Below are 20635 nucleotides of genomic sequence, written 5' to 3'. Positions count from 1 at the left end.
GCGATGATGATTACGCGAAGTGACTTACGGGCCTGGCGCGTTGGGCCCGTAATGTATCGCTGGTTTCTACGCGCGTTTCCAACTGGCGGAAGCTATGCTGATGTCCATCGTGCGCTCCAGCGGGATGGGTATACAGACTGGGCAAATAGCCTGGTGGAATACGGCTGGTCAAAATGGCGGGAAGAGGCGAGTTTTGCCCAGCAGGATATTCGCGCGATGGGGAATATTTCCCGTGTGCAAACGGCGGGGGAAATCAGCCGTCCGCTGGCGAGTGCGGAAGATAATGCCCGATTCAGTTGTGCAAGTGATAACGTTAAAATCACCAGCGCCGGGTATGCCGCACAGATCGCCAGCGCAGGTTACAGCGCACGTATTGGTAGCGTAGGCTATAACGCGCATATCGGCAGTTCAGGCGATCGCGGGCGAATTGCGGTTGCGGGAAATTCGGCACGTATCAGTAGCGTGGGTGACGGGACGCGTATCGCCAGTACCGGCATGCGCGTACGCATCAGTTCGCTCGGCGACAGAAACCGGATTGCCTGCGGTGGTGATTTAACTCAGTTGGCCTGTTTTGGCGCAGAGTCTAAAATCGCCAACTGCGCCGACAACATCCACATTATTGCCAGCGGAGAGAACGCCGTTGTTGCCAGTACCGGTGTTGTCGATTCGATAATACTCGGTCCCGGCGGCTGCGCGGCGCTGGCCTATCACGATGGCGAGAGAATGCGTTTTGCGCTTGCCGTTGAGGGGGAAAATAACATCCGGGCGGGCGTGAAATATCGGCTCAACGAAGACCACCAGTTTGTGGAATGTTGAGCCGTGATCTCATTTTAACGCGAAGCGGCGTTGGGTGATTTTCTCCAGGCTCAGGCACAGCAGGTAATAGACCAGTCCGGTAAAGATAAAAATGGCTGCCGGATAGATTTGTACCCGGCTGTTAACCTGACCCGCAACCGTTGTGAGTTCCGGCACGTTAACGATAAACGCCAACGACGTGTCCTTCAGTAATCCAATAAAAATCCCCGTCAGCGATGGCAGTACGTTACGCAGCACCTGCGGCAATAAGATAAGCCACAGGGCCTGATACGGGCGAAAACCCTGAACCACGGCAGCATCATATTGCCCGCCAGGCAGCGCGCTAATTCCTGCATACACTGAGTGCATGACCGAGGCAGCGGTGAACCATGCCAGCGCCAGCGTCACGGTAACGGCTCCGGGGAGATCGCTTCCGGTCAGCATGGGTAGCAAATACCACATCCAGAAAATCACAAAGATTAGCGGAATGCCGCGAATAAACTCCGCCCAGATAAACAACCCGTTGCGAACCGTGCCTGGAAAACGCCAGGCGCAGCAGGCAAGAACTATCCCACCAGGCAAGGCCAGCAGCGCCGCGCCGAGAGCCATTAACAACGTGAGCAGAACGCCGCCGGGTTGTCCCTCCGCCAGCCGTCCCCACAGGAGATAATCAAGATTGTCGGTAATGACCGAAATGTTAGCGATCATGCAGTATGCTCCTGACGCTGAAGATACGCGTTTTAACCTTGGACGATTTACCCGATGCAGGCCGTGGGCCAAGACGCGTAAGCAGCATACCCAGAACGATGCCGGTGAACAGATAGAGCGCAGTGCCAACAGCAAAGGCTTCCAGCGCGTGCGCGTTGTAGCTCTCAATTTGCCGCACCTGGTAGGTGAGATCAGCAAATCCAATACCGCTGGCAAGCGAGGAAAGTTTCATCAGGTTAAGGTATTGCCCAACAATGGGTTGCCAGGCGTTCGCCAGTCCCTGAGGGAGCAGAATGTGACGAAACGTCGCCCAGGATGAAAAACCCTGCGCCACGGCAGCCTCACGTTGTCCGGCAGAAACCGCCTGTAAACCAGAGGCGATCTCCTCGACCAAAAATGCCGAGGTAAATACGCCCAGCCCCCATGCTGAACAGATAAACTCTGGTGTTAACCACCAGACATCGCCTGGCAGAATAGACCAGGGATGCTCTGCATTGATGAAGGTAATGACGTTGCGGGGCAGCCAGTTCCATGCGGCAAAATACCAGAACATCAGTTGCACCAGTAAAGGCGTGTTGCGAAACACCGAAACCCATACACTGACCACCGCTTTGTTGAAGCGATTGCCCGTCAGACGCAGGCCGAGTAGGAAGATGGCAATGAGCGTGGCGAGTACGACACCTGCCAGTGTCACCCAGAGCGTGGTGAGAAAACCGGAAATTATCCATTGCAGAGGTTGCCCGCTCAGCACTCCCTGCCAGTCCATTGCAAGCATTATAGCGATGACTCCTGGTGTAACGGGTCGAGCACTTTTTTCAGGAAACGCTGGGTTCTCGGGTGCTGTGGTCGGGTGAAAAAATCCTCCGGCGCGGCCACTTCAAGAATTTCTCCGCCATCGATGAATACCACGCGATCGGCAATCTCACGGGCAAAATGCATTTCATGGGTCACGACGATCATGGTGATACCGCTGTGGGCCAGGTTTTTCATCACCTGTAATACTTCGCCGATCATTTCTGGATCCAGCGCGGAGGTGGGTTCATCAAACAGAAGGATTTGTGGCGATGAGGCCAGCGCGCGGGCGATGGCCACGCGCTGTTGCTGCCCACCGGACAACTGTGCGGCATAAGCGCTCGCTTTTTCTGCCAGTCCCACCTGATCCAGCAATTCGAGTGCCCGACGCGCGGCTGCCGCCTTGTTCCAGCCGTGAACATATTCCAGTGCCAGCGAGATGTTCTGATGCGCTGTCAGATGCGAATAGAGATTGAATTGCTGAAAAACGAAACCGATACGGCTGCGTAACTGGCGTAATGCTGCCCCGCGCAACTGACTAATTGGTTTGTCATCAATGAAAATCTCGCCACCGCTGAGCGACTCAAGCTGATTGATAAGGCGTATAAGCGTGGATTTTCCCGAGCCAGAAGGGCCCAGAATAGTCACCACTTCACCGGGTTCAACTGACAGGCTGACGCCGTTAAGTACGGTGTGAGTGTCAAACTGTTTGATGACATTGCGCAGTTCGACGCTTGCCTGGCGCAAATGGTTAAAATCCGCCGCGGAAACTGCACAACGATGAAACAGGGCTGAGAGCATATTACTTCGCTTCTATTTTAAAGGCGCGGGGTTGCGGGTTTTTGGTTTCAGGGCCAAACCAGACATCATAAATTTTTGCCGCCTGCCCGGTAGATTCCAGCCTCAAAAGCTCATCATTGACGGCTTTTAACAGCGCTGGCTCACCTTTTTTCACTCCCACGCCGATCTCTTCTTTGCTCAACAGATCAGGCAGAATTTTGAAATCTGCTTTATCCGGCGCACCGCTTAATAGACCAGCCAGAATCGTACTGTCCTGGGTGATGGCCTGAACATTGCCATTGCGTAGCGCGGTCAACGCCAGTGGAATATCGTCGTAGGCCAGCACACGCGACTGCGGGAAGCGCTGATGTAACGCCTGCTCACCGGTAGTGCCTTTCACCGCACCGATTCGCGCTTTGCTGTATGCCTCGAGCTGGTCCGGGGATTTGGCCGGTACCAGGAACTGCTGCCCGGTAACAAAATAGGGGACGGAGAAGTCAATGACCTGCGCCCGCTCAGGCGTAATCGTGATATCCGCCACGATTAAATCGGCTTTACCGGATTGTAATAACGGAATGCGGTTTGCCGGATTAGTCGCTACCAGTTCCAGTTTTACGCCGAGGGATTTCGCCAGCGCTTCAGCAAAATCAACGTCATAGCCGACAATCTTATGCGTTTTTGCATCGATGGAGCCAAACGGCGGATTCGCGTCGAATGTCGCAACTTTTACTACACCTGCGGCTTTGATATCGGCCAGTTGGTCAGCCTGAGCCTGCGAGGCGGCAATGCCGGTGGCCAGCAGCACGCCGAGTGCCAACAGTGTTTTTTTAGCGCGGTAAGTTTTCGTTGCCATCATGATGTAAATCCCTGTCATTTTTGGTTTGTGCTTTTTACGCTCCCATAACTTACGTTCAGGACAAAATAAGAAAAAATTCTTATCTATTTACAAAATGTTATTAGTAAAAGCGGTGTTAACAATGGGTAAACGCAATGGGAAATGTAGATAAGAGGAGGGGCATAGTCTGGCGGTAAAAAAACCGGCATTGCGCCGGTTTGGAAATCAGATTTTACAGGCGTCGCCGCAGTCATTATCAGCAATAATGTCCTGCGCTTTCTTGTCTGCATCTTCCAGACGTTCAGCATTACGCTCTTGCGCTTCTTCCAGTCCATCAAAGACCAGATTATCGAGATCAATTTCCATCATTCACCTACTCAGGTTCAGCGTTTAACATCACATTATTATATTGCAAAAATGTTGCTTAACAGCAGCGATTCTTGCTACTTAGCGTCGAACTCAATTCGGGGGGCCTGTTTATCCGCCAATTGGCCAACAATTCGCAATTGCTAAAGAACCGTGAAGCGTAAATACCGAAAAAAGCTTGTGCCCTCGACTGTTCTACTTCCACTTCTTCATTAACGTGATGTGCGACAATTTTTAACAAATTGGCGACAAAATCACTATACATATAACTTAATATCTTTTATACATTAATTGTTCAACCCTGCGACTATTCCACAAAAGAGAAAGCTATATGGAACAGACACCTGATAAGAAAAACGATAATTTTCAAAAAGATGGCAAAGAACAGTTCAATCGCTCGATCGGTCTTATTTCAAACTTTGCGTTGGGTTTTACCTACCTTTCGCCGCTTACCGCCGTCTATTCGCTGTTTGCACTGGCCGTAACGCTGGCGGGGCCGCCCGCAGTCTGGTGGATTTTAATCGTCGCATGTGGACAACTTTTAGTGGCGTTGGTGTTTGGTGAGGTGGCTTCCCAGTATCCGATAACCGGCGGGCTTTATCCGTGGGCCAGAAGGTTATGGGGCAAGAAATATGCGTGGATCGCTGCCTGGATTTACCTGTGGGCACTGGTGGTCACCATTACGTCAATCGCGGAATATACTTCAACATTTGTTGAGTCGCTCTTCCACTATGGTCAGACGCCAGCCACTATGTTGGCGACTTCCGTCCTGCTGCTGCTTTTGATGATGGCTGTTAATATGTCCGGGACTAAAAATCTGGCTCGGGTCGCAAAAATTGGCTTCTGGTGTGAAATCGTTAGCGTGATTGCGCTGGGAATTTATCTGCTGATATTCCACCGTTCGCAGCCATTCTCCGTAATTTTTGATTCGATGGGCGTGCTGGCGCATGACGGCAGCTATTCCACCGCATTTATGTCTGCCGCGCTGATGGGGCTGTTTATGTTCTTTGGCTTTGAGGCCTGCGGTAACGTTGCGGAAGAGGTACAGAATCCAAGTAAAAAGATCCCGGTTGCGATGATTTTGAGCATCGTATTTGGTGCGATTTCGGCGATTATTTCCGTCATGGGATACCTCCTGGCTTCACCAAATCTGGTCAGTATCGTGAATGGCAAAACATCTGACCCGATTCCGGCCATCCTTAATGAAGCACTTGGTGAAACCGGCGCAACTATCTTTATCATCGTCGCGATTGTGGCGATGCTGTCGTGCATTTTGTCTCTGCAGGCTGCGTTAAGCCGCCTTATCTTTTCTTTCTCCCGTGACAGAATGCTGCCGGGAAGTGAGTGGATGTCAAAGATCTCTAAAAATGGCGTTCCGGATAATGCCATGGTTGTTAGCTGTCTGCTGCCAGTCATCATCTGCGTTTGGGTCTATTTCCAGCCAGACAACCTGTCGCGTATTACCGCGTTTGCCGTCATCGGTATTTATATCTCGTTCCAGATGGTTGTGCTTGCCGCACTGCGCCAGCGCCTGAAAGGCTGGAAACCGGCTGGGGAGTGGACCATTGGCGGTTGGGGCGTGATTGTGAACGTGCTGGCGCTAGCCTATGGATTGTGTGGGATCTGGTTGTTGGCGCAACCGGCAGACAGCAGCGATTTCATCGACCGTTGGACGGTACTGTTCGGCCTGGCGATTGTCGTTGGCTCCGGGCTTATCTATATGTTCCTGACCCGACCGTTTGGTCGCTCTGCTGCGCCGGAAAACGACGCCATTGCCTACGCTAACAAGCTGAATATGGGGCAGGATAACTAAAAACTAAGGGCCTTCGGGCCCTTAGTTTTGATAGTGATAAAGGATAAAGTAGTCGCTCTGATAAACAACGGTACTGTTTGCGGGAGAGAGTAATTCACCCACGCGAAAACGTGGCCAGCTGGAAAAGATAATTCTGTTTTCCAGATTGGTCAGAATGACATAGTCAGAATGAGCGCAGGAAAGCAGTTCGGCCTCAATCTGACTGACCAGCAGATCGACGGCGGCAACGCCAAGAAACTGATCGTTGTAGTAGATCGGCACTGCCGAGGTCAGGGTGTAGGAAATATTGCAGATATAGTCGACGTAGGGGCCGTGGATATAGGCTTTTCCTGCCGGAGGTGAGTGCTTAAACCACTCGAAGGTTCTGAAATCCAGGCGTTGCTGGGTGGCCTGATCTAAATCGAGGTGCGCCTGACTCAAACCATTATCTTTCTTATACCACCATTCCAGCAGCCAATACTCTTTTGTGGTGGCAGTGCTCTCAATATGGCTGGCGAACCCGGCCCCTGAACAGTAATGATTGTTACTGAGGGTGCGCTTGATGTGTTGCTGAACGGTAGATCTCACCGATGGATCGAGGACAACTTCTGCTGAGGCCTTTTGCACCCCGGAAATCGCCTCATGGATGCTCCTCGCCAGCGCAACGGTAGAATCTACGGTAGAGGCGGTAATATCATCAATCTTACGAATTAATGCGCTTAAGGATGTCGAAGAGCTCATTGTCTGTCCTGCCTTCACTGATTGTCAGTTCGAGTTATATTTCAGCTTTTTTTCAATAAGGTAATAGGTAAACGTGTCGATGATCCGTGTGGCAAGCTGCACGGATTCTGCCTCGTTGTGAGCTGCCAGCGCATCGGCCAGTGCCGAGTAAAGCGCAATAATTTCGGCATGAATGTTGTCTGCGCGATAAAGTATCGCCACCAGCGATGCCCATTCAGCCTGGACCTGCAGCTCCTGATTGGCCAGTCGCGCCGAATGTGAACTGGCAGCTATCGCCAGTAGACAGCGCATATCGGCCTGGGTCATAAGCTCTGGTGAGTTTGCCTTGTTGAGCACCTCAACAAACTCGCGAAATTTGGCGATATCCGCGCCGGTCATCCGTCTGGAAGCCAGCCTTGCGCTATGGCTGATAATGGCGCAATGCATTTCGCCCAGGTCAGAAAGATAATCCGTACTGATCGCTTTGAACGGATGCAGGGCGCTGTTTTTGCCATCAATATTTTCGCAAACGAAGCTCCCGCCATTTCGACCACGAACCGTATGGATAAGATTATTAGCCCGAAGCGTGTTTAGCGCTTCTCTGATAGTGATATGTGAGACACCCATCATCTTTGCCAAATCAGTTTCGTTGGGGAGCTGTTCTTTTGGCTCCAGCAACCCCGTGATAATGGCGTTTGACAGGCGCTGCACTATCTGGTCTGAACGACTGACCTGCCCGATAGGCGCAAATATGACCGCGTGAGTAATCATAATCTTTTCTGCACTCAATTCCCTGAAACAACGACCATTTTTAACACATGCCCGTCAGGCAAGGAAGGTAAGAATGGCCGAGTTATTTTACATGCCTATGCGCAACGTCACTGCACAAGCGGATGTGTGTCCCGATAACTTCATGATGAGCTGAGCATAAAGCCTCGGCTCACGATGAAAAGCCTTATCCCGAAAATGTAAAAATTAAGTTAAAAATGCGAGGCTTATCATAGTGTCAATGTTGCGCATTTGAAAATCTTTTACAATATATATATTACATAAGTTTCTTTATGTATTAACGGGCAGGAGACAGACATGAAAACCCTGAAGCATTTTATCAATGGGCAATACGTAGCAGGTCGTAGCGAAGATACCTTCGAACTGGTGAGTCCGGTCGACGGCGAAACGTATGCATTATCACCCAACGCCAATGCGGAAGAGGTGGAGCAGGCCTACTCGGCGGCGGAGGCGGCGTTTAGCATCTGGCGAAAATCGACGCCGGCACAGCGGCAAAAGGCGTTATTGCAGCTGGCAGATGAGATTGAACGAAACGTTGAGCGGCTGGTGAACGCGCAGAGTCAGGAGACCGGTCAGCTTCGCCATTTTATTGAGAAGGAAGAGATCGCGGCATCCTGCGATGCCATCCGCTTTTTTGCCGGTGCGGCGCGCTGTCTTGAAGGGAAAGCGGCAGGGGAATATTCCGCCGGGTTTACCTCGACTATCCGCCGTGAACCGCTGGGTATCGTTGGACAAGTCACGCCATGGAACTACCCGTTCATGATGGCGGTATGGAAGATTGCGCCAGCGCTGGCAGCAGGCAATACGGTCGTATTAAAACCCAGCGACACCACGCCGGTCAGCACGCTGCTGTTAGCTGAACTGGCCGCGCCGTTGTTCCCAAGAGGGGCGTTTAACGTCGTATTAGGTAAAGCCAGCACCGGTTCGCTGGTGGTTTCAAACCCGAAGGCCTCACTGGTTTCGATTACCGGTTCGGTCCGCGCGGGTCTACAGGTTGCGGCTTCGGCAGCGGCGAACCTGACCAAGGCGCATCTGGAATTGGGCGGGAAAGCGCCTGCGGTGGTGTTTGCTGATGCAGATATGGACAAGGCGATCGCGACGATCACCACGGCAGGCTTCTTCAATGCCGGCCAGGATTGCACGGCGGCTACGCGTATTCTGGTCGAACAATCCATCTACGCTGAATTCCTGGAAAAGCTGGTTCAGAAAACGAAGAGTATTAAATTTGGACCGCCAGCGGATCAGGCTGCGCTATATGGCGCATTGAACAGTAAAAACCAACTGGAGCAGGTGAAAGGCTTTATTGCGCGTTTACCGGCACATGCAAAAATTGAAACAGGTGGGCGTGCCGGGCCAGGTCCGGGCTTCTATTTTGAGCCGACGATCGTCTCCGGATTGCATCAACATGACGAAGCTATTCAGCATGAAGTATTTGGACCGGTAATGACTATTCAGCCGTTTTCGACTGATGAAGAGGGTCTACACAAAGCGAATGATGTGGAATATGGTCTGGCCGCCAGCGTCTGGACCAGTAACCATGGTCGCGCACAGCGCTTCAGCATTGACCTCGATTTTGGCACCGTGTGGATTAACCATCACATTCCTCTGTGCGCCGAAATGCCGCACGGCGGGTTCAAAAAATCGGGTTATGGCAAAGATCTCTCATCCTATTCGCTCGAAGAATATACCCGGGTGAAACATATCATGTGTGACATTTCTGAATAGAGAGGATTTCGATGAAAACATTAAACATAGCGGTGCTTTCATTCGTGATGTTCTCGGGCTATAGCCTGGCAGAAAGCACATCGCTGAATACCGTTAAAGAGTATATGGCGGCCTGGAATGCACACGATGCTTCGCGAGCCGCGCAATATCTTGCTGATGACGCAGTCTATTATGATGCCGCCGCTGGCGAACCGATAAATGGCAGAGAAAAAGCTGAAAAAGACGTTATCGGTGCCTTTATTAAGGCGGTGCCAGATCTGAGCTGGAAAATGGTCGGCAAACCCGTTTACGACGAAGATACCGTGGCGTTTCGTTGGGAATTTTCAGGCAAAAATAGTGGTGAATGGGCAGGGAGTCCGCCGACAAATAATCCGATAAAATTTGAAGGTGTCAGCTATATTCATGTTAAAGCAGGTAAAATCACCTGGCAGGGTGATTATTATGATTCTAAAAAACTGGATGAAGAGTTAAAGCCAGGGAAATAGTCGGCTGTACCCCTTTATTACTATGAAGGGGGACATCTCTTATTTGTGTCGTATTTAGGGCAGTGTGTAGCAATAAGGAAAAAAGTTAATGGCAATTACCAGACGTGATTTTCTCAACGGCGTCGCGGTGACTATTGCGGCGGGGCTTACCCCGCTGGAATGGGTCAGGGCGGCAGGAAAGGGAAACGCATTTATAGATGGAAATTATTATCCGCCAGGGCTGACGGGGCTGCGGGGTAATCATCCTGGATCGTTTGAAATGGCGCATGCAGTAGGCCGCGAGCATAAACATTTTGATTTAAACGCTCTGCCCGTTGAGGAAGAGTACGATCTGGTGATTGTGGGCGGCGGTATTAGCGGGCTGGCTGCCGGTTGTTTCTGGCGCCAGCTTGCCGGGCAAAATAGCCGGATCCTGATCCTCGATAACCATGACGATTTTGGCGGGCACGCCAAACGTAACGAATTTACGAGCTCAGGTAAGAAATTACTCGGCTATGGCGGCAGCGAAGCATTCCAGTCGCCCGCGCACAATTTCAGCCCTGAGGTGCAAAAACTGATGGAAACCGTGGGCGTCAGCGTCACGCGGTTAAAAGAGAGTTTTGACGTAAACTTCTACCCCGACTGGCAGCTCAGTCGCGGTGTTTTCTTCGACAAAAAGAATTTTGGCGAAACAAAAATCGTCAGCGGCGATCCGGGGCGCGCGGTATCTGATGATATCCCGCCGAACAGACTCAATGGCCGTAAAATTGAAGACTTTATCAATGATTTTCCGCTAAGTGAGCATGACCGAAAGGCGTTGATCGACCTGCACGTCCATCCTGGCGACTATCTTCCGGGCATGACGGTCGATGAGAAAATGGAATGGCTGGATACCCACAGCTACAGTGAATTTTTGGCCACAAAAGTTGGTTTGAGCAAAATGGCGCTGCTTTATTTTCAGCAGCGTTCTAATGACTTCTTTGCCATCGGCATTGAAGGCATTTCCTGTAGCGATGCCAGGGCGTGCGCATTACCCGGCATGGAGGCGCTGGGACTACCGCCGTTGGACGGCGAGTCGCTGGCCGACCTCGAAGAGCCGTATGTTTACCATTTCCCTGACGGTAACGCCGGGCTGGCCCGACTGTTAGTCAGGTATATGCTGCCGGATGCGCTACCGGGTAACACGATGGAAGACTCTGTCCTTGCCAGACTGCATTACGAAAAGCTGGATCTGCCGGAAAACACCACGCGCCTGCGTCTGAACAGCACGGTGATTAATGCGGCCAACACAGAGGATGGCGTGGTGGTGACCTATCTGCGTGACGGCAAAATGCATCGCGTGCGCGGTAAAAACACCATCATGGCGGGCTATAACATGATGATCCCGTATCTGGTGCCTGAGATGCCGGAACAGCAGCAGGCGGATCTCAAACTGAACGTGAAGGCACCGCTGGTGTATACCAATGTGGTGGTCAAAAACTGGCAGGCGTTCAAACAGCTTGGCGTGCATGAATTTTACTCTCCGGCGGCACCATACAGCCGGATTAAGCTCGACTATCCGGTCAGCATCGGCGGGTATCAACACCCGGCCTCACCGGACGATCCGATGGTCATTCACATGGTCTATGTGCCTACTTATCCAGGCAGTAATCTGTCGGCCAGAGAGCAGTTCCGTCTGGGGCGAGCGTATTTACTGGGGACCACATTTGCGACGCATGAGGAGATGATTCGCTCCCAGTTGCAGGAAATGTTTGGCTCAACGGGCTTTGATAATCAACGCGATATCTCCGCCATTACTGTTAACCGCTGGGCGCATGGCTATGCGTATTACGCCAACGCGTTGTTCGATGATATGGATAAAATGCCAGAAATTATCGAGCGGGCGCGTCAGCCAGTTGGTCGCATTGCCATCGCTAATTCCGATTCTGACTGGGGCGCTTATGCCCATACGGCCATCGACCAGGCATGGCGTGCGGTTAATGAACTCAAGGATATGGGGTGATCTATGCGTAACGTAACCGTTCTTGCCGCCTGTTTGTTTACCGCCTCTGTGAGTGCAGCGGAATCTAATGGCGAATATATCGCCCGTATCTCTGACTGTGTGGCCTGTCATACCACCGAAGGGGGGGCGGCGATGGCGGGTGGCAAAAAGTTTCCTACTCCGGTAGGGGATATTTATTCGACCAACATTACCCCAGACAAGACCCAGGGTATTGGTAATTACTCATACGAGGATTTTGACAAGGCCGTACGTCAGGGAATTGCTAAAGATGGTCATCCGTTATATCCGGCCATGCCTTATCCCTCTTACGCAAAACTTTCTGATGACGATGTACAGGCGTTGTATCGCTATTTTATGCATGATGTCACCCCCTCTGGGCAGCCCAATAAAGAGAATGCCATTCCGTGGCTACTCTCCGCCCGCTGGCCGCTGCATATCTGGAACTGGCTGTTTACCGACGTGCCAGCGACGGCTGTAGAGCGTGCAAAAACGGATGACAACGCTGCGCTAGTAAAACGGGGCGCTTATCTGGTGGAAGGTCCCGGACACTGCGGTTCTTGCCATACCCCGAGAGGCATGGCGATGAACGAAAAAGCGTATACCAATGCTGATGCCGAGTACCTGAGCGGCGCGATGATCGACGGCTGGTATGCGCCTTCGCTGCGCGGCACGGGAATGTCTGAGCAGGAATTAAAATCGCTGTTGCTGACCGGTAAAAGCAAGCATGCCGCGGTTTCAGGTTCGATGGCTGAAGTCGTTACGCAGAGTACACAGTACCTGACCGATGACGATGCCACGGCGATCGCGCAATATCTGCTGAGCCTGAAAAGCGAGAAGCCTGAAACGGTGCGCGCAGCGGCAACTACGGTGTCCTGGTCGCATTCATCCGAGGCGGGCAAAGTGACCTATAACCGCTACTGCTCCACCTGTCACGGTCTGGAGGGGAAAGGTACGGATGATAACGCACCTTCTTTGATCAACAATCCGCTGGTGATGGTTGATGACCCGACGCCGCTGTTCAGAGTGATTGCCCACGGCGCAGAAACACCGACAACGCGTGGCAGCGTCTCCTTTAAGATGCCGGCTTACGGTGGCATGTTAAGCGACAACGAAATGCGCGACGTGATTAATTACGTGCGTAAAAGTTGGGGAGAAGGGAATGGCGAAGTAAGCCAGGAGGACCTGGCAGGGATTAAAAAAGCGTCACATTAAACAGCATGTCGGATGGACAAGGTGCTTGCAGCGCCATCCGGCAGTGCTTAAACGGCGTTTACTCTGATAATACCCACCAGTCGGGTAAACGCCGCCGCCATTTCATGCTCTTCAATACTGGCAAATCCCAGCAGCAGGCCGCTGCGTTTCTCTTCATTCACGTAGTAGCGAGACAGCGGGCGCACCAGCAGCCCTTGCGCATTCGCCTGTTGGGCAATGAGAACGTCATCGCTCCCGACGGGCAACTGTAGAATCATGTGCAGCCCGGCGTTGCTGCTGAAGGAGCCAAGATACTGCTCGCCCAACTGGCGACTGATAAGCTCCACCAACGTCTGGCGGCGACGACTGTACAACTGGCGCATTTTACGAATGTGCGCCGCGTAGTAACCCTCGCGGATAAACTCCGCCAGCGCTGCCTGAATCAGCAAATGTCCACCACGATAGAGGTCGTTATGAACCTTCTTCAGCGGCGCGGCGAGCGGTTTGGGCAGTACCACATACCCGAGCCGCAGTGCGGGATAGAGTGTTTTACTGAATGTCCCGATATAGATGACCGGCGTCTCTTCTTCCAGTCCCTGCAATGATGGAATTGGCTGGCCGGAAAAGCGAAATTCGCTGTCGTAGTCATCTTCCACTATCCAGCTTCGCGTTTCACGTGCGCGAAAGAGAAGTGCCCGACGGCGGTTGAGGCTCATTACCGAACCGAGCGGATATTGATGTGACGGTGTCACAAAAATCAGCTTTGGCGCAGATTCGCCAGCCTCCGGCGGCACCATACCTTGTTCATCAACCGGGATCGCCGAAAAGTTAACCGCATTGATGCGCAGAATATTTTTGATTCCCCAGTAGCCCGGCTCCTCAATCCAGGCGTTATCCCCCGGGTTGCATAGCGTCCGGGTCACCAGATCCAGCGCCTGGTGAATACCTTCAGTAATCAGAATTTGCGCCGGTGAACACCGTACCCCGCGTGCGGTGCGCAGATAGTCTGCCAGCGCTTCTTTCAGCTCAGTCACGCCGCCTGCGGCATCGTAAGTGAGAAACTCCGGGCGCAAGCGCCTCGCCAGCCGATCCTGAATTTTTTTGAGCACCCGGTGAGGGAAATGCTCCACATCAGGCACGCCTGGAATAAATGCGCCCCATTGACGGGGGCTGGCGCTGGCATGACCCAGCAGCTCAAGGCAGCGGGCAGATAAGCGGGTGTGATCCTCCAGTGTGGCGGCAACGGGCTCTTTGTGGGGACGCAGGTCGAGATTGTCCAGCACGCTGTCGGTGACAAATGTGCCGCTGCTGGTGCGCGCGGAAATATAACCTTCGGCCTGCAATTGCTCGTAAACCCGCAGGACGGTATTGCGCGATAGCGTCAGTTCGCCTGCCAGGTCACGCGACGGAGGCATTCGGGTAGCCGGTTTCAGGCTACCTTCGAGGATGCAACTGCAGATGGCGGCATACAGGCGACGATGCAGCTTTTCATCGGTCTGCTGGCTAAATGCCTGCTTGATCACATCTCCGGCAAGTGAACGCATTTGGATCCTTAAAATAAAACGATTTGGCTCTCGATTAAAGTACCAGATGGCGTCTAAATTTAAAGGGTAATTCAACCTAAATGTATTAATGGACAAGGTGTAGAGAATGAACAATAAAAACCTGCAACAACGTCGTCTGGATGCCACCCCGCGTGGCGTGGGTGTAATGTGTGATTTTTATGCCCAGTCAGCAGAAAACAGCACAATTACCGATATCGAAGGCAATCAGTACATTGATTTTGCCGCCGGGATTGCCGTGCTGAACACCGGACACCGTCATCCTCGCCTGGTGCAGGCAGTCGAAGCGCAACTGCAGGCTTTTACCCATACGGCTTATCAGATTGTCCCGTACGAAAGCTATGTGTCTTTGGCTGAGAAAATCAACGCCGTTGCGCCAATCGACGGCAAGCGCAAAACCACATTCTTCACCACCGGGGCTGAAGCGGTCGAAAATGCGGTGAAAATTGCGCGCGCACATACCGGCCGTCCTGGCGTTATTGCTTTTGGCGGCGGTTTTCATGGGCGTACCTACATGACGATGGCGTTAACCGGCAAGGTGGCGCCGTATAAAAAAGGGTTCGGCCCGTTCCCTGGCTCCGTTTACCACGCACCGTATCCTTGCGAGTTGCAGGGGATTTCTACGGCGGACTCCATCAAAGCGATTGAGCGCCTGTTTAAAGCCGATATCGATCCCACCCAGGTCGCGGCGATTATTTTCGAACCCGTCCAGGGCGAAGGGGGCTTCGTGGTGGCGCCGCCGGAGTTTGTGGCTGCCATCCGCCGTATTTGCGACGAGCATGGCATCGTGATGATCGCCGATGAGGTGCAAAGCGGGTTTGCCCGTACAGGCCAGTTATTTGCGATGGACCACTATGCTGACAAAGCTGACCTGATGACTATGGCAAAAAGCCTTGCAGGCGGTATGCCGCTGTCTGGCGTCGTGGGCAAAGCTGAAATTATGGATGCGCCTGCGCCGGGTGGTCTGGGCGGAACCTACGCCGGAAACCCGCTGTCAATTGCGGCAGCTCATGCGGTGCTGGATATTATTCGTGATGAACAGCTGTGCCAGCGTGCGGCAGCTCTTGGCGAACAACTGCGCGCCACTCTGACTGACGCGCAAACCGGGTGTCCTGAACTGGCCGAAGTGCGCGGCTTAGGCTCTATGATCGCCGCTGAATTCTGTGATGCAGCGACGGGAGAACCCAACGCAGCCGCCGCACAACGCGTGCAGAAGAAAGCCCTTGAGCAAGGATTACTGCTGCTGACCTGCGGTCAGTATGGCAACGTTATTCGTTTCCTTTATCCGCTGACGATCCCGCAGGATCAGTTCGCCAAAGCGCTCGATATCATTAAAGCGGCAACCAAATAATCTGTTAGTCATAGTGTTACCCACAGCCGACGGTGGTCATCACCGTCGGCTTTTTTGTCGGCATAAATTGATCTTCCTCGTGTGTCGTGCGGTATTTATCGCGAATGGGTTGCCTGTTATATCGTTATATAATTTAATACACATCGTTTTTACTCCGCTATCCAGATGGTATCCCATGTTAACTTTCCGCTCTTTTGTGCTGGTATGCGCCAGCATGTTGTTTGCGTTTTCTGCCCAGGCCGACCGTACAATCACCGACCAGCTTGGTCGTCAGGTCACGATTCCGGACCACGTCGACAAAGTGGTCGTGCTGCAACACCAGACGCTGAATATTCTGGTCCAGCTTAATGCTCAGCAGGACATTATTGGCGTGATGTCGAGTTGGAAAAAACAGCTCGGGCCTGAGTTTGCGCGCTTTATGCCGACAATTGCCACATTGCCGACGCCGGGCGATCTCACCAGCGTGAATATTGAAAGCCTACTGGCGATTCATCCACAGGTGGTTTTTGTCGCCAACTATGCGCCTGCGGAGATGATCCAGCAGATTCAGAACGCCGGTATTCCGGTCGTGGCAATCTCATTGCGCAAGGATGCAGCCGGGCAACAGAATAAAATGAACCCGACCATGGCAGATGAAGAGCAGGTCTACAACGAAGGGTTAAAGCAGGGGATTCGCCTGATTGCGGACGTCGTGGGGCGCAAACCGCAAGCTGAGACGTTGATCGACTACGTTTTTGCGGCGCGGGCAAAATTCAATGCGCCGGTCGCAAAAATCCCGGATGCGCAAAAAGTCCGTATTTATATGGCTAACCCCGACCTGATGACTTACGGTTCCGGGAAGTACACGGGACTCATGATGCAGCACGCGGGTGGGCTAAACGTGGCGGCTGCCAGTGTAAAAGGCGCCCGTCAGGTTGCGCTGGAACAGGTATTGGCGTGGAACCCGCAGGTAATTTTTGTTCAGGATCGCTACCCGCAGGTGGTAACGGAGATCCAAAACGATCCTAACTGGCAGGGGATTGATGCGGTGAAAAATCATCGCGTCTGGTTGATGCCTGAGTACGCCAAAGCCTGGGGCTATCCGATGCCAGAAGCGTTGGCGATTGGTGAGCTGTGGATGGCCAAAAAACTGTACCCGGACGCCTATAAAGACGTGGATGTTGATGCGCAGGCGCAAGACTACTATCAGCGTTTTTATGGTGTGAACTGGCAGCCTGATGCAGTTAAGTAAGCGCATTTTACTCCAGCAACCACTCTTAATCGCGATGGTCCTGTTGCTGGGCCTTGGTTCGTTGTGCCTCGGACAATATCCGCTGTCGTTAAGCGAAGTCTTTTATCACCTGATGCACTATAGCGACGCTGAAGGGATTGCCGGTCAGGTTATCTGGACGGTCAGGCTACCGCGAATTCTGATGGCGCTGCTGGCGGGTGGGGCGTTGGGGTTATGTGGCGCGACGCTGCAAGGGGTATTTCATAATCCGCTGGTCGACCCGCATATTATTGGCGTGACGTCCGGGGCCGCTTTTGGCGGAACGCTGGCTATTCTGCTCGGCCTGTCGCCGTGGTTGATGATGGGTTCAACGTTTTTCTTCGGTCTGACGGCGCTGGTCCTGGTGTATGCCATTGCTGCGCTGCAGGGGCTGGAGAATACGCTGGTGCTGATCCTGTCGGGTATCATTTTGAGTGGTTTTTTTGCCGCGCTGGTGAGCCTGATTCAGTATCAGGCTGATACCGAAGAAACGTTACCCAATATCGTGTTCTGGCTGCTCGGCAGCTTTGCGACGGCTAACTGGCATAAAGTTCTGCTGTTGGCGATTCCAGTCGGTATCGCTGCGACAGTTTTGTACCAGCTACGCTGGCGGATAAACCTGTTATCACTCAATGATAAAGATGCCCGTTCGCTAGGCGTCGCGGTAGTTCCTCTGCGACGCAGCGTTTTGCTGTGCTGCGCTTGTTTAGTCGCCGCTCAGGTAGCGGTCAGCGGCAGTATCGCCTGGGTTGGGTTGGTTATTCCGCATCTGGCGCGTTTGCTGGTGGGGGTTGATCATCGTCGTCTGCTGCCGTGCGCCTTCTGGATGGGAGGCGGTTTTATGATTGTGGTGGATGATATTGCCCGTACCCTGATGCACGCGGAGATACCGCTTGGGATCATCACCGCATTATTCGGCGCGCCGCTGTTTGCTTTTTTACTCATCCGCTCCAGCCGCCGGGGGACATCATGAAACCTGCCGCATTGCGTGTAAATACGCTTACCTATGGGTATCGCGTGCCGCTATTTGAGCCGCTTACATTCAGTTGTCAGAAAGGTGAGATCTGGGCTGTGCTGGGACGTAACGGCCTGGGTAAAAGTACGCTGCTCGATACGCTAACCGGCACGCTGCCAGCTTTGGACGGCAGCATTGAAATTGACGGCGGGATAGGGATTGTGGCGCAGCATTGCCACCTGCCATTTCCTTATACGGTGAGCGACGTGGTGCTGATGGGGCGGGCACAGCACGTGAAGCTTTTTGCGCAACCCAGCCAGCAGGATCAACAAAGAGCGACCCAGGCGCTGGAGCAGTTAAATATTGCCCAGCTTGCTTCCCACTCGTTTAGCTCACTTTCCGGGGGTCAACAGCAACTGGTGATGATAGCCCGGGCGCTGGTGACGGAGTGTCAAACGCTGCTGCTTGATGAACCGTGCTCCGCGCTGGATCTCGCCAATCAGCAGGTGGTGCTTCAGCTCATCAGCGATCTGGCTCATCTACAGGGATGCAGCATTCTTTTTTCGACCCACGATCCGCTGCATGCGTTACAAATAGCCACCCATACTTTGCTGCTGCTCCCCGAAGGAAAATGGCGGGCAGGGCCAACGGACAGCATTGTGACGGAAGAGAATCTGTTCCTGGCCTATGGCTTACCGCTGCGAAAACTCCGTGTAGAGAACCACCCGACGCCGTTTATCGCACCGCTGTTTACTATTCGTCGTTAAGAGGTAAGAACCCGGCGGCGGTAAGAAACGCCTGACCGCCGTTGGAGAGCATGAATTTAACCAGCGCCATCACCTCGTTGGATGCGTCGAGCACCGCCAGTTGGTATTCGCAGCGAATATTGTGCTCATCAGGGATAGCTACATAATGCACGTCGGGTTGGGCGTGCAGCGTTTTCGCGTAATGCGCGTAGCCGATAAACAGATCGGCCAGTCCCTGGCGAAGGATCCAGGCGCTCGCTAGTTCACCAGACGGGATTTTCACCGTATCACGCCCACCAACCAGCGGGATGGCGCGCGCCCGAAGCTGTTGTCCGAGTCCTGGCTCCAGTACATCCATATTGTCGAAAAATGCCCAGGTATAGTCTCCGGAAGGGTCGCAGCCGGGCGTGGATGTACCTATTCGTAGCGTTGGGTCGCGGAGCAAATCCAGCCAGGCGCCGTTTCGGTTGCTGACCAGACTCAGTTGATTCCAGCTAAAGGTTTGCGTGAGGACAGCTTTTTGCAAAGCCAGCAGGCGTTGCGGGTGCTCCCGATTGGCTGAGGCAAAGAGCGCACACGGTTCACCGGCTTCAATACGCTCACGTAATAAACCGGCCGGACCATATTCCACCTTCACGTCTATTCCGCTATGGCGCGAGAACTGGCTTATCAAAGGGGCAAATGCCAGGCGTAAACTGCCCGCGGCAAACAGAAGAATGGAAGAGGGCATGGTATCCGATCTCTGACGAAAAAGGTTTGCGAAGAGGATAAATGATACGCGCTGAGCATAGAGTTTAGAAGGCTTTGGCCTATCGCTTTGTGCCAGCATCATACGGAGTAATGATTAAGCTTAAGGTTACGAACAGAAGGCAATAAAAAGAAATTATGAGGTGTAACTAAGGGAAATAGCACCAAATCATAGAAATAATTTGGTGCGTCCGAGTGGACTCGAACCACCGACCCCCACCATGTCAAGGTGGTGCTCTAACCAACTGAGCTACGGACGCAAGATGGTGCGTTCAATTGGACTCGAACCAACGACCCCCACCATGTCAAGGTGGTGCTCTAACCAACTGAGCTATGAACGCAACGTTGTAGGTGACAACGGGGACGAATATTAGCGGCACAGACCGAATGAGGCAAGAGGGAAATAGCATTTTTCTTCCTGAACTCACGCGATTGCAGAGTAATTAAGCAAGTTGATTATATTTTGTTGATTTTGCAGCGTGTTTTTTATTCAGACAGTGCGCTGGGGCATAATGGGGACGGTTTGAATGACAGGTGCGCTCAGACTTTAAGCGCAGCAAGGATCGCGGTTTCTATTTTCTCAGGGGTAGTGAACGGCGCAAAACGCTTGAGCGGTTTGCCGTCACGCCCGATCAGGAACTTAGTGAAATTCCACTTGATACGCCCACCCAGCACGCCGGGTAATTCGTTTTTCAGGTAACGAAACACCGGATGCGTAGCCGCACCGTTGACTTCCACTTTCTCAAATATCGGGAAGCTCACACCGTAGTTGATGTGACAGGTTTGCGAGATTTCGTCGGCCCCGCCGGGCTCCTGATTACCGAACTGGTTGCAGGGGAAACCAAGCACCACCAGACCCTGCGCGGCGTACTTCTTGTAAAGCGCTTCGAGGCCTGCATATTGCGGCGTGAAGCCACAATGGCTGGCAGTATTGACCACCAGAACCAGTTTGCCAGCATAGTCGGCCATAGAGACAGGCTCACCATGCAGACGGGTGGCTGTAAGTTGATAAAAGGTGATCATGCCGGAATCCTCAAATAAGATCGCATTACTCATTTTATTATGG

At 52.8% G+C, this 20635-nt stretch carries 20 protein-coding genes and 2 tRNA genes; 10 read left to right on the top strand and 12 right to left on the bottom strand.

Going from position 1 to position 20635, the window contains the following annotated elements; translation table 11 throughout:
- The first annotated feature begins 3 nt into the window (after positions 1 to 3).
- Entirely contained in the window at positions 4 to 816 is an 813-nt protein-coding gene (ydhT, locus tag HVZ52_RS12215; protein WP_181598290.1) for a protein YdhT, read from the top strand.
- A 9-nt stretch (positions 817 to 825) separates the two neighbouring features.
- On the opposite strand, the gene HVZ52_RS12210 is transcribed toward ydhT, so the two are convergent.
- From HVZ52_RS12210 to HVZ52_RS12190, 5 genes are all read right to left on the bottom strand, one after another.
- A complete protein-coding gene (locus HVZ52_RS12210) occupies positions 826 to 1503 on the bottom strand; it encodes an ABC transporter permease subunit (RefSeq protein WP_137367649.1) in 678 nt (225 codons plus the stop codon).
- Complete coding sequence (locus tag HVZ52_RS12205; protein WP_181598289.1) at positions 1493 to 2278, bottom strand: amino acid ABC transporter permease; 786 nt, start codon at positions 2276 to 2278, stop codon at positions 1493 to 1495. The genes HVZ52_RS12210 and HVZ52_RS12205 overlap by 11 nt, the downstream gene beginning before the upstream one ends.
- Positions 2278 to 3096 carry an amino acid ABC transporter ATP-binding protein gene (locus HVZ52_RS12200; protein WP_016156382.1) on the bottom strand — a complete coding sequence of 273 codons (819 nt, stop codon included), beginning with the start codon at positions 3094 to 3096 and terminating at the stop codon, positions 2278 to 2280. Before HVZ52_RS12200 ends, HVZ52_RS12205 begins: the two co-directional genes overlap by 1 nt.
- 1 nt (position 3097) lies before the next feature.
- Positions 3098 to 3931, bottom strand: a complete 834-nt coding sequence (locus HVZ52_RS12195) for an ABC transporter substrate-binding protein (protein WP_181598288.1) — start codon at positions 3929 to 3931, stop codon at positions 3098 to 3100.
- 204 nt (positions 3932 to 4135) lie between these two features.
- Positions 4136 to 4276: a hypothetical protein gene (locus tag HVZ52_RS12190; protein ID WP_016152930.1), complete on the bottom strand. Its 141-nt coding sequence runs from the start codon at positions 4274 to 4276 to the stop codon at positions 4136 to 4138.
- Between the two features lie 331 nt (positions 4277 to 4607).
- On the opposite strand from HVZ52_RS12190, the gene HVZ52_RS12185 reads away from it, so the two are divergent.
- A complete protein-coding gene (locus HVZ52_RS12185) occupies positions 4608 to 6089 on the top strand; it encodes an APC family permease (protein WP_016152931.1) in 1482 nt (493 codons plus the stop codon).
- 21 nt (positions 6090 to 6110) lie between these two features.
- Here HVZ52_RS12185 and HVZ52_RS12180 read toward each other — a convergent pair whose 3' ends face one another.
- Both HVZ52_RS12180 and HVZ52_RS12175 read right to left on the bottom strand, forming a co-directional pair.
- Positions 6111 to 6809 (bottom strand): cache domain-containing protein, encoded by a 699-nt coding sequence (locus HVZ52_RS12180; protein WP_155574191.1) that lies wholly within the window; start codon positions 6807 to 6809, stop codon positions 6111 to 6113.
- A gap of 24 nt (positions 6810 to 6833) precedes the next feature.
- Positions 6834 to 7559 (bottom strand): GntR family transcriptional regulator, encoded by a 726-nt coding sequence (locus tag HVZ52_RS12175; RefSeq protein ID WP_047358859.1) that lies wholly within the window; start codon positions 7557 to 7559, stop codon positions 6834 to 6836.
- A 315-nt stretch (positions 7560 to 7874) separates the two neighbouring features.
- Here HVZ52_RS12175 and HVZ52_RS12170 point away from each other — a divergent pair, with 315 nt between their 5' ends.
- The 4 genes from HVZ52_RS12170 to HVZ52_RS12155 all read left to right on the top strand — a co-directional run bounded on the left by HVZ52_RS12170 (position 7875) and on the right by HVZ52_RS12155 (position 12980).
- Positions 7875 to 9302, top strand: a complete 1428-nt coding sequence (locus HVZ52_RS12170) for a gamma-aminobutyraldehyde dehydrogenase (RefSeq protein WP_181598287.1) — start codon at positions 7875 to 7877, stop codon at positions 9300 to 9302.
- An 11-nt stretch (positions 9303 to 9313) separates the two neighbouring features.
- Positions 9314 to 9787: an ester cyclase gene (locus HVZ52_RS12165; protein WP_052733163.1), complete on the top strand. Its 474-nt coding sequence runs from the start codon at positions 9314 to 9316 to the stop codon at positions 9785 to 9787.
- An 88-nt stretch (positions 9788 to 9875) separates the two neighbouring features.
- Positions 9876 to 11768, top strand: coding sequence for an FAD/NAD(P)-binding protein (locus HVZ52_RS12160; protein ID WP_181598286.1), 1893 nt, complete (start codon positions 9876 to 9878; stop codon positions 11766 to 11768).
- A 3-nt stretch (positions 11769 to 11771) separates the two neighbouring features.
- On the top strand, positions 11772 to 12980 hold the full coding sequence (locus HVZ52_RS12155; protein ID WP_181598285.1) for a cytochrome c: 1209 nt from the start codon (positions 11772 to 11774) through the stop codon (positions 12978 to 12980).
- A gap of 47 nt (positions 12981 to 13027) precedes the next feature.
- On the opposite strand, the gene HVZ52_RS12150 is transcribed toward HVZ52_RS12155, so the two are convergent.
- Positions 13028 to 14503: a PLP-dependent aminotransferase family protein gene (locus HVZ52_RS12150; protein ID WP_181598284.1), complete on the bottom strand. Its 1476-nt coding sequence runs from the start codon at positions 14501 to 14503 to the stop codon at positions 13028 to 13030.
- Positions 14504 to 14609: 106 nt separating this feature from the next.
- On the opposite strand from HVZ52_RS12150, the gene puuE reads away from it, so the two are divergent.
- The 4 genes from puuE (at position 14610) to HVZ52_RS12130 (ending at position 18843) form a co-directional block, all read left to right on the top strand.
- Complete coding sequence (gene puuE, locus HVZ52_RS12145; RefSeq protein WP_016152939.1) at positions 14610 to 15872, top strand: 4-aminobutyrate transaminase; 1263 nt, start codon at positions 14610 to 14612, stop codon at positions 15870 to 15872.
- 175 nt (positions 15873 to 16047) lie between these two features.
- Positions 16048 to 17103, top strand: a complete 1056-nt coding sequence (locus HVZ52_RS12140; protein WP_047358855.1) for an ABC transporter substrate-binding protein — start codon at positions 16048 to 16050, stop codon at positions 17101 to 17103.
- Complete coding sequence (locus HVZ52_RS12135; RefSeq protein ID WP_181598283.1) at positions 17090 to 18094, top strand: iron ABC transporter permease; 1005 nt, start codon at positions 17090 to 17092, stop codon at positions 18092 to 18094. The genes HVZ52_RS12140 and HVZ52_RS12135 overlap by 14 nt, the downstream gene beginning before the upstream one ends.
- Positions 18091 to 18843: an ABC transporter ATP-binding protein gene (locus HVZ52_RS12130; protein WP_181598282.1), complete on the top strand. Its 753-nt coding sequence runs from the start codon at positions 18091 to 18093 to the stop codon at positions 18841 to 18843. Before HVZ52_RS12135 ends, HVZ52_RS12130 begins: the two co-directional genes overlap by 4 nt.
- Here HVZ52_RS12130 and HVZ52_RS12125 read toward each other — a convergent pair.
- The 4 genes from HVZ52_RS12125 to HVZ52_RS12110 form a co-directional block, all read right to left on the bottom strand.
- Positions 18830 to 19552: a substrate-binding domain-containing protein gene (locus HVZ52_RS12125; RefSeq protein ID WP_181598281.1), complete on the bottom strand. Its 723-nt coding sequence runs from the start codon at positions 19550 to 19552 to the stop codon at positions 18830 to 18832. The genes HVZ52_RS12130 and HVZ52_RS12125 overlap by 14 nt on opposite strands.
- Before the next feature lie 200 nt (positions 19553 to 19752).
- Positions 19753 to 19829 (bottom strand) — tRNA-Val (locus tag HVZ52_RS12120).
- A gap of 4 nt (positions 19830 to 19833) precedes the next feature.
- A tRNA-Val gene (locus HVZ52_RS12115) sits at positions 19834 to 19910 on the bottom strand.
- Positions 19911 to 20109: 199 nt separating this feature from the next.
- Positions 20110 to 20592, bottom strand: a complete 483-nt coding sequence (locus HVZ52_RS12110; protein ID WP_016152944.1) for a glutathione peroxidase — start codon at positions 20590 to 20592, stop codon at positions 20110 to 20112.
- Positions 20593 to 20635 lie beyond the last annotated feature (43 nt).

The organism is Citrobacter sp. RHB36-C18, from assembly GCF_013814485.1.
In the GTDB taxonomy this organism is placed as follows: Bacteria; Pseudomonadota; Gammaproteobacteria; order Enterobacterales; family Enterobacteriaceae; genus Citrobacter; species Citrobacter braakii.
Note: the sequence above shows the minus strand (reverse complement) of the source record. Positions and strands in the feature narration are given on the sequence as shown.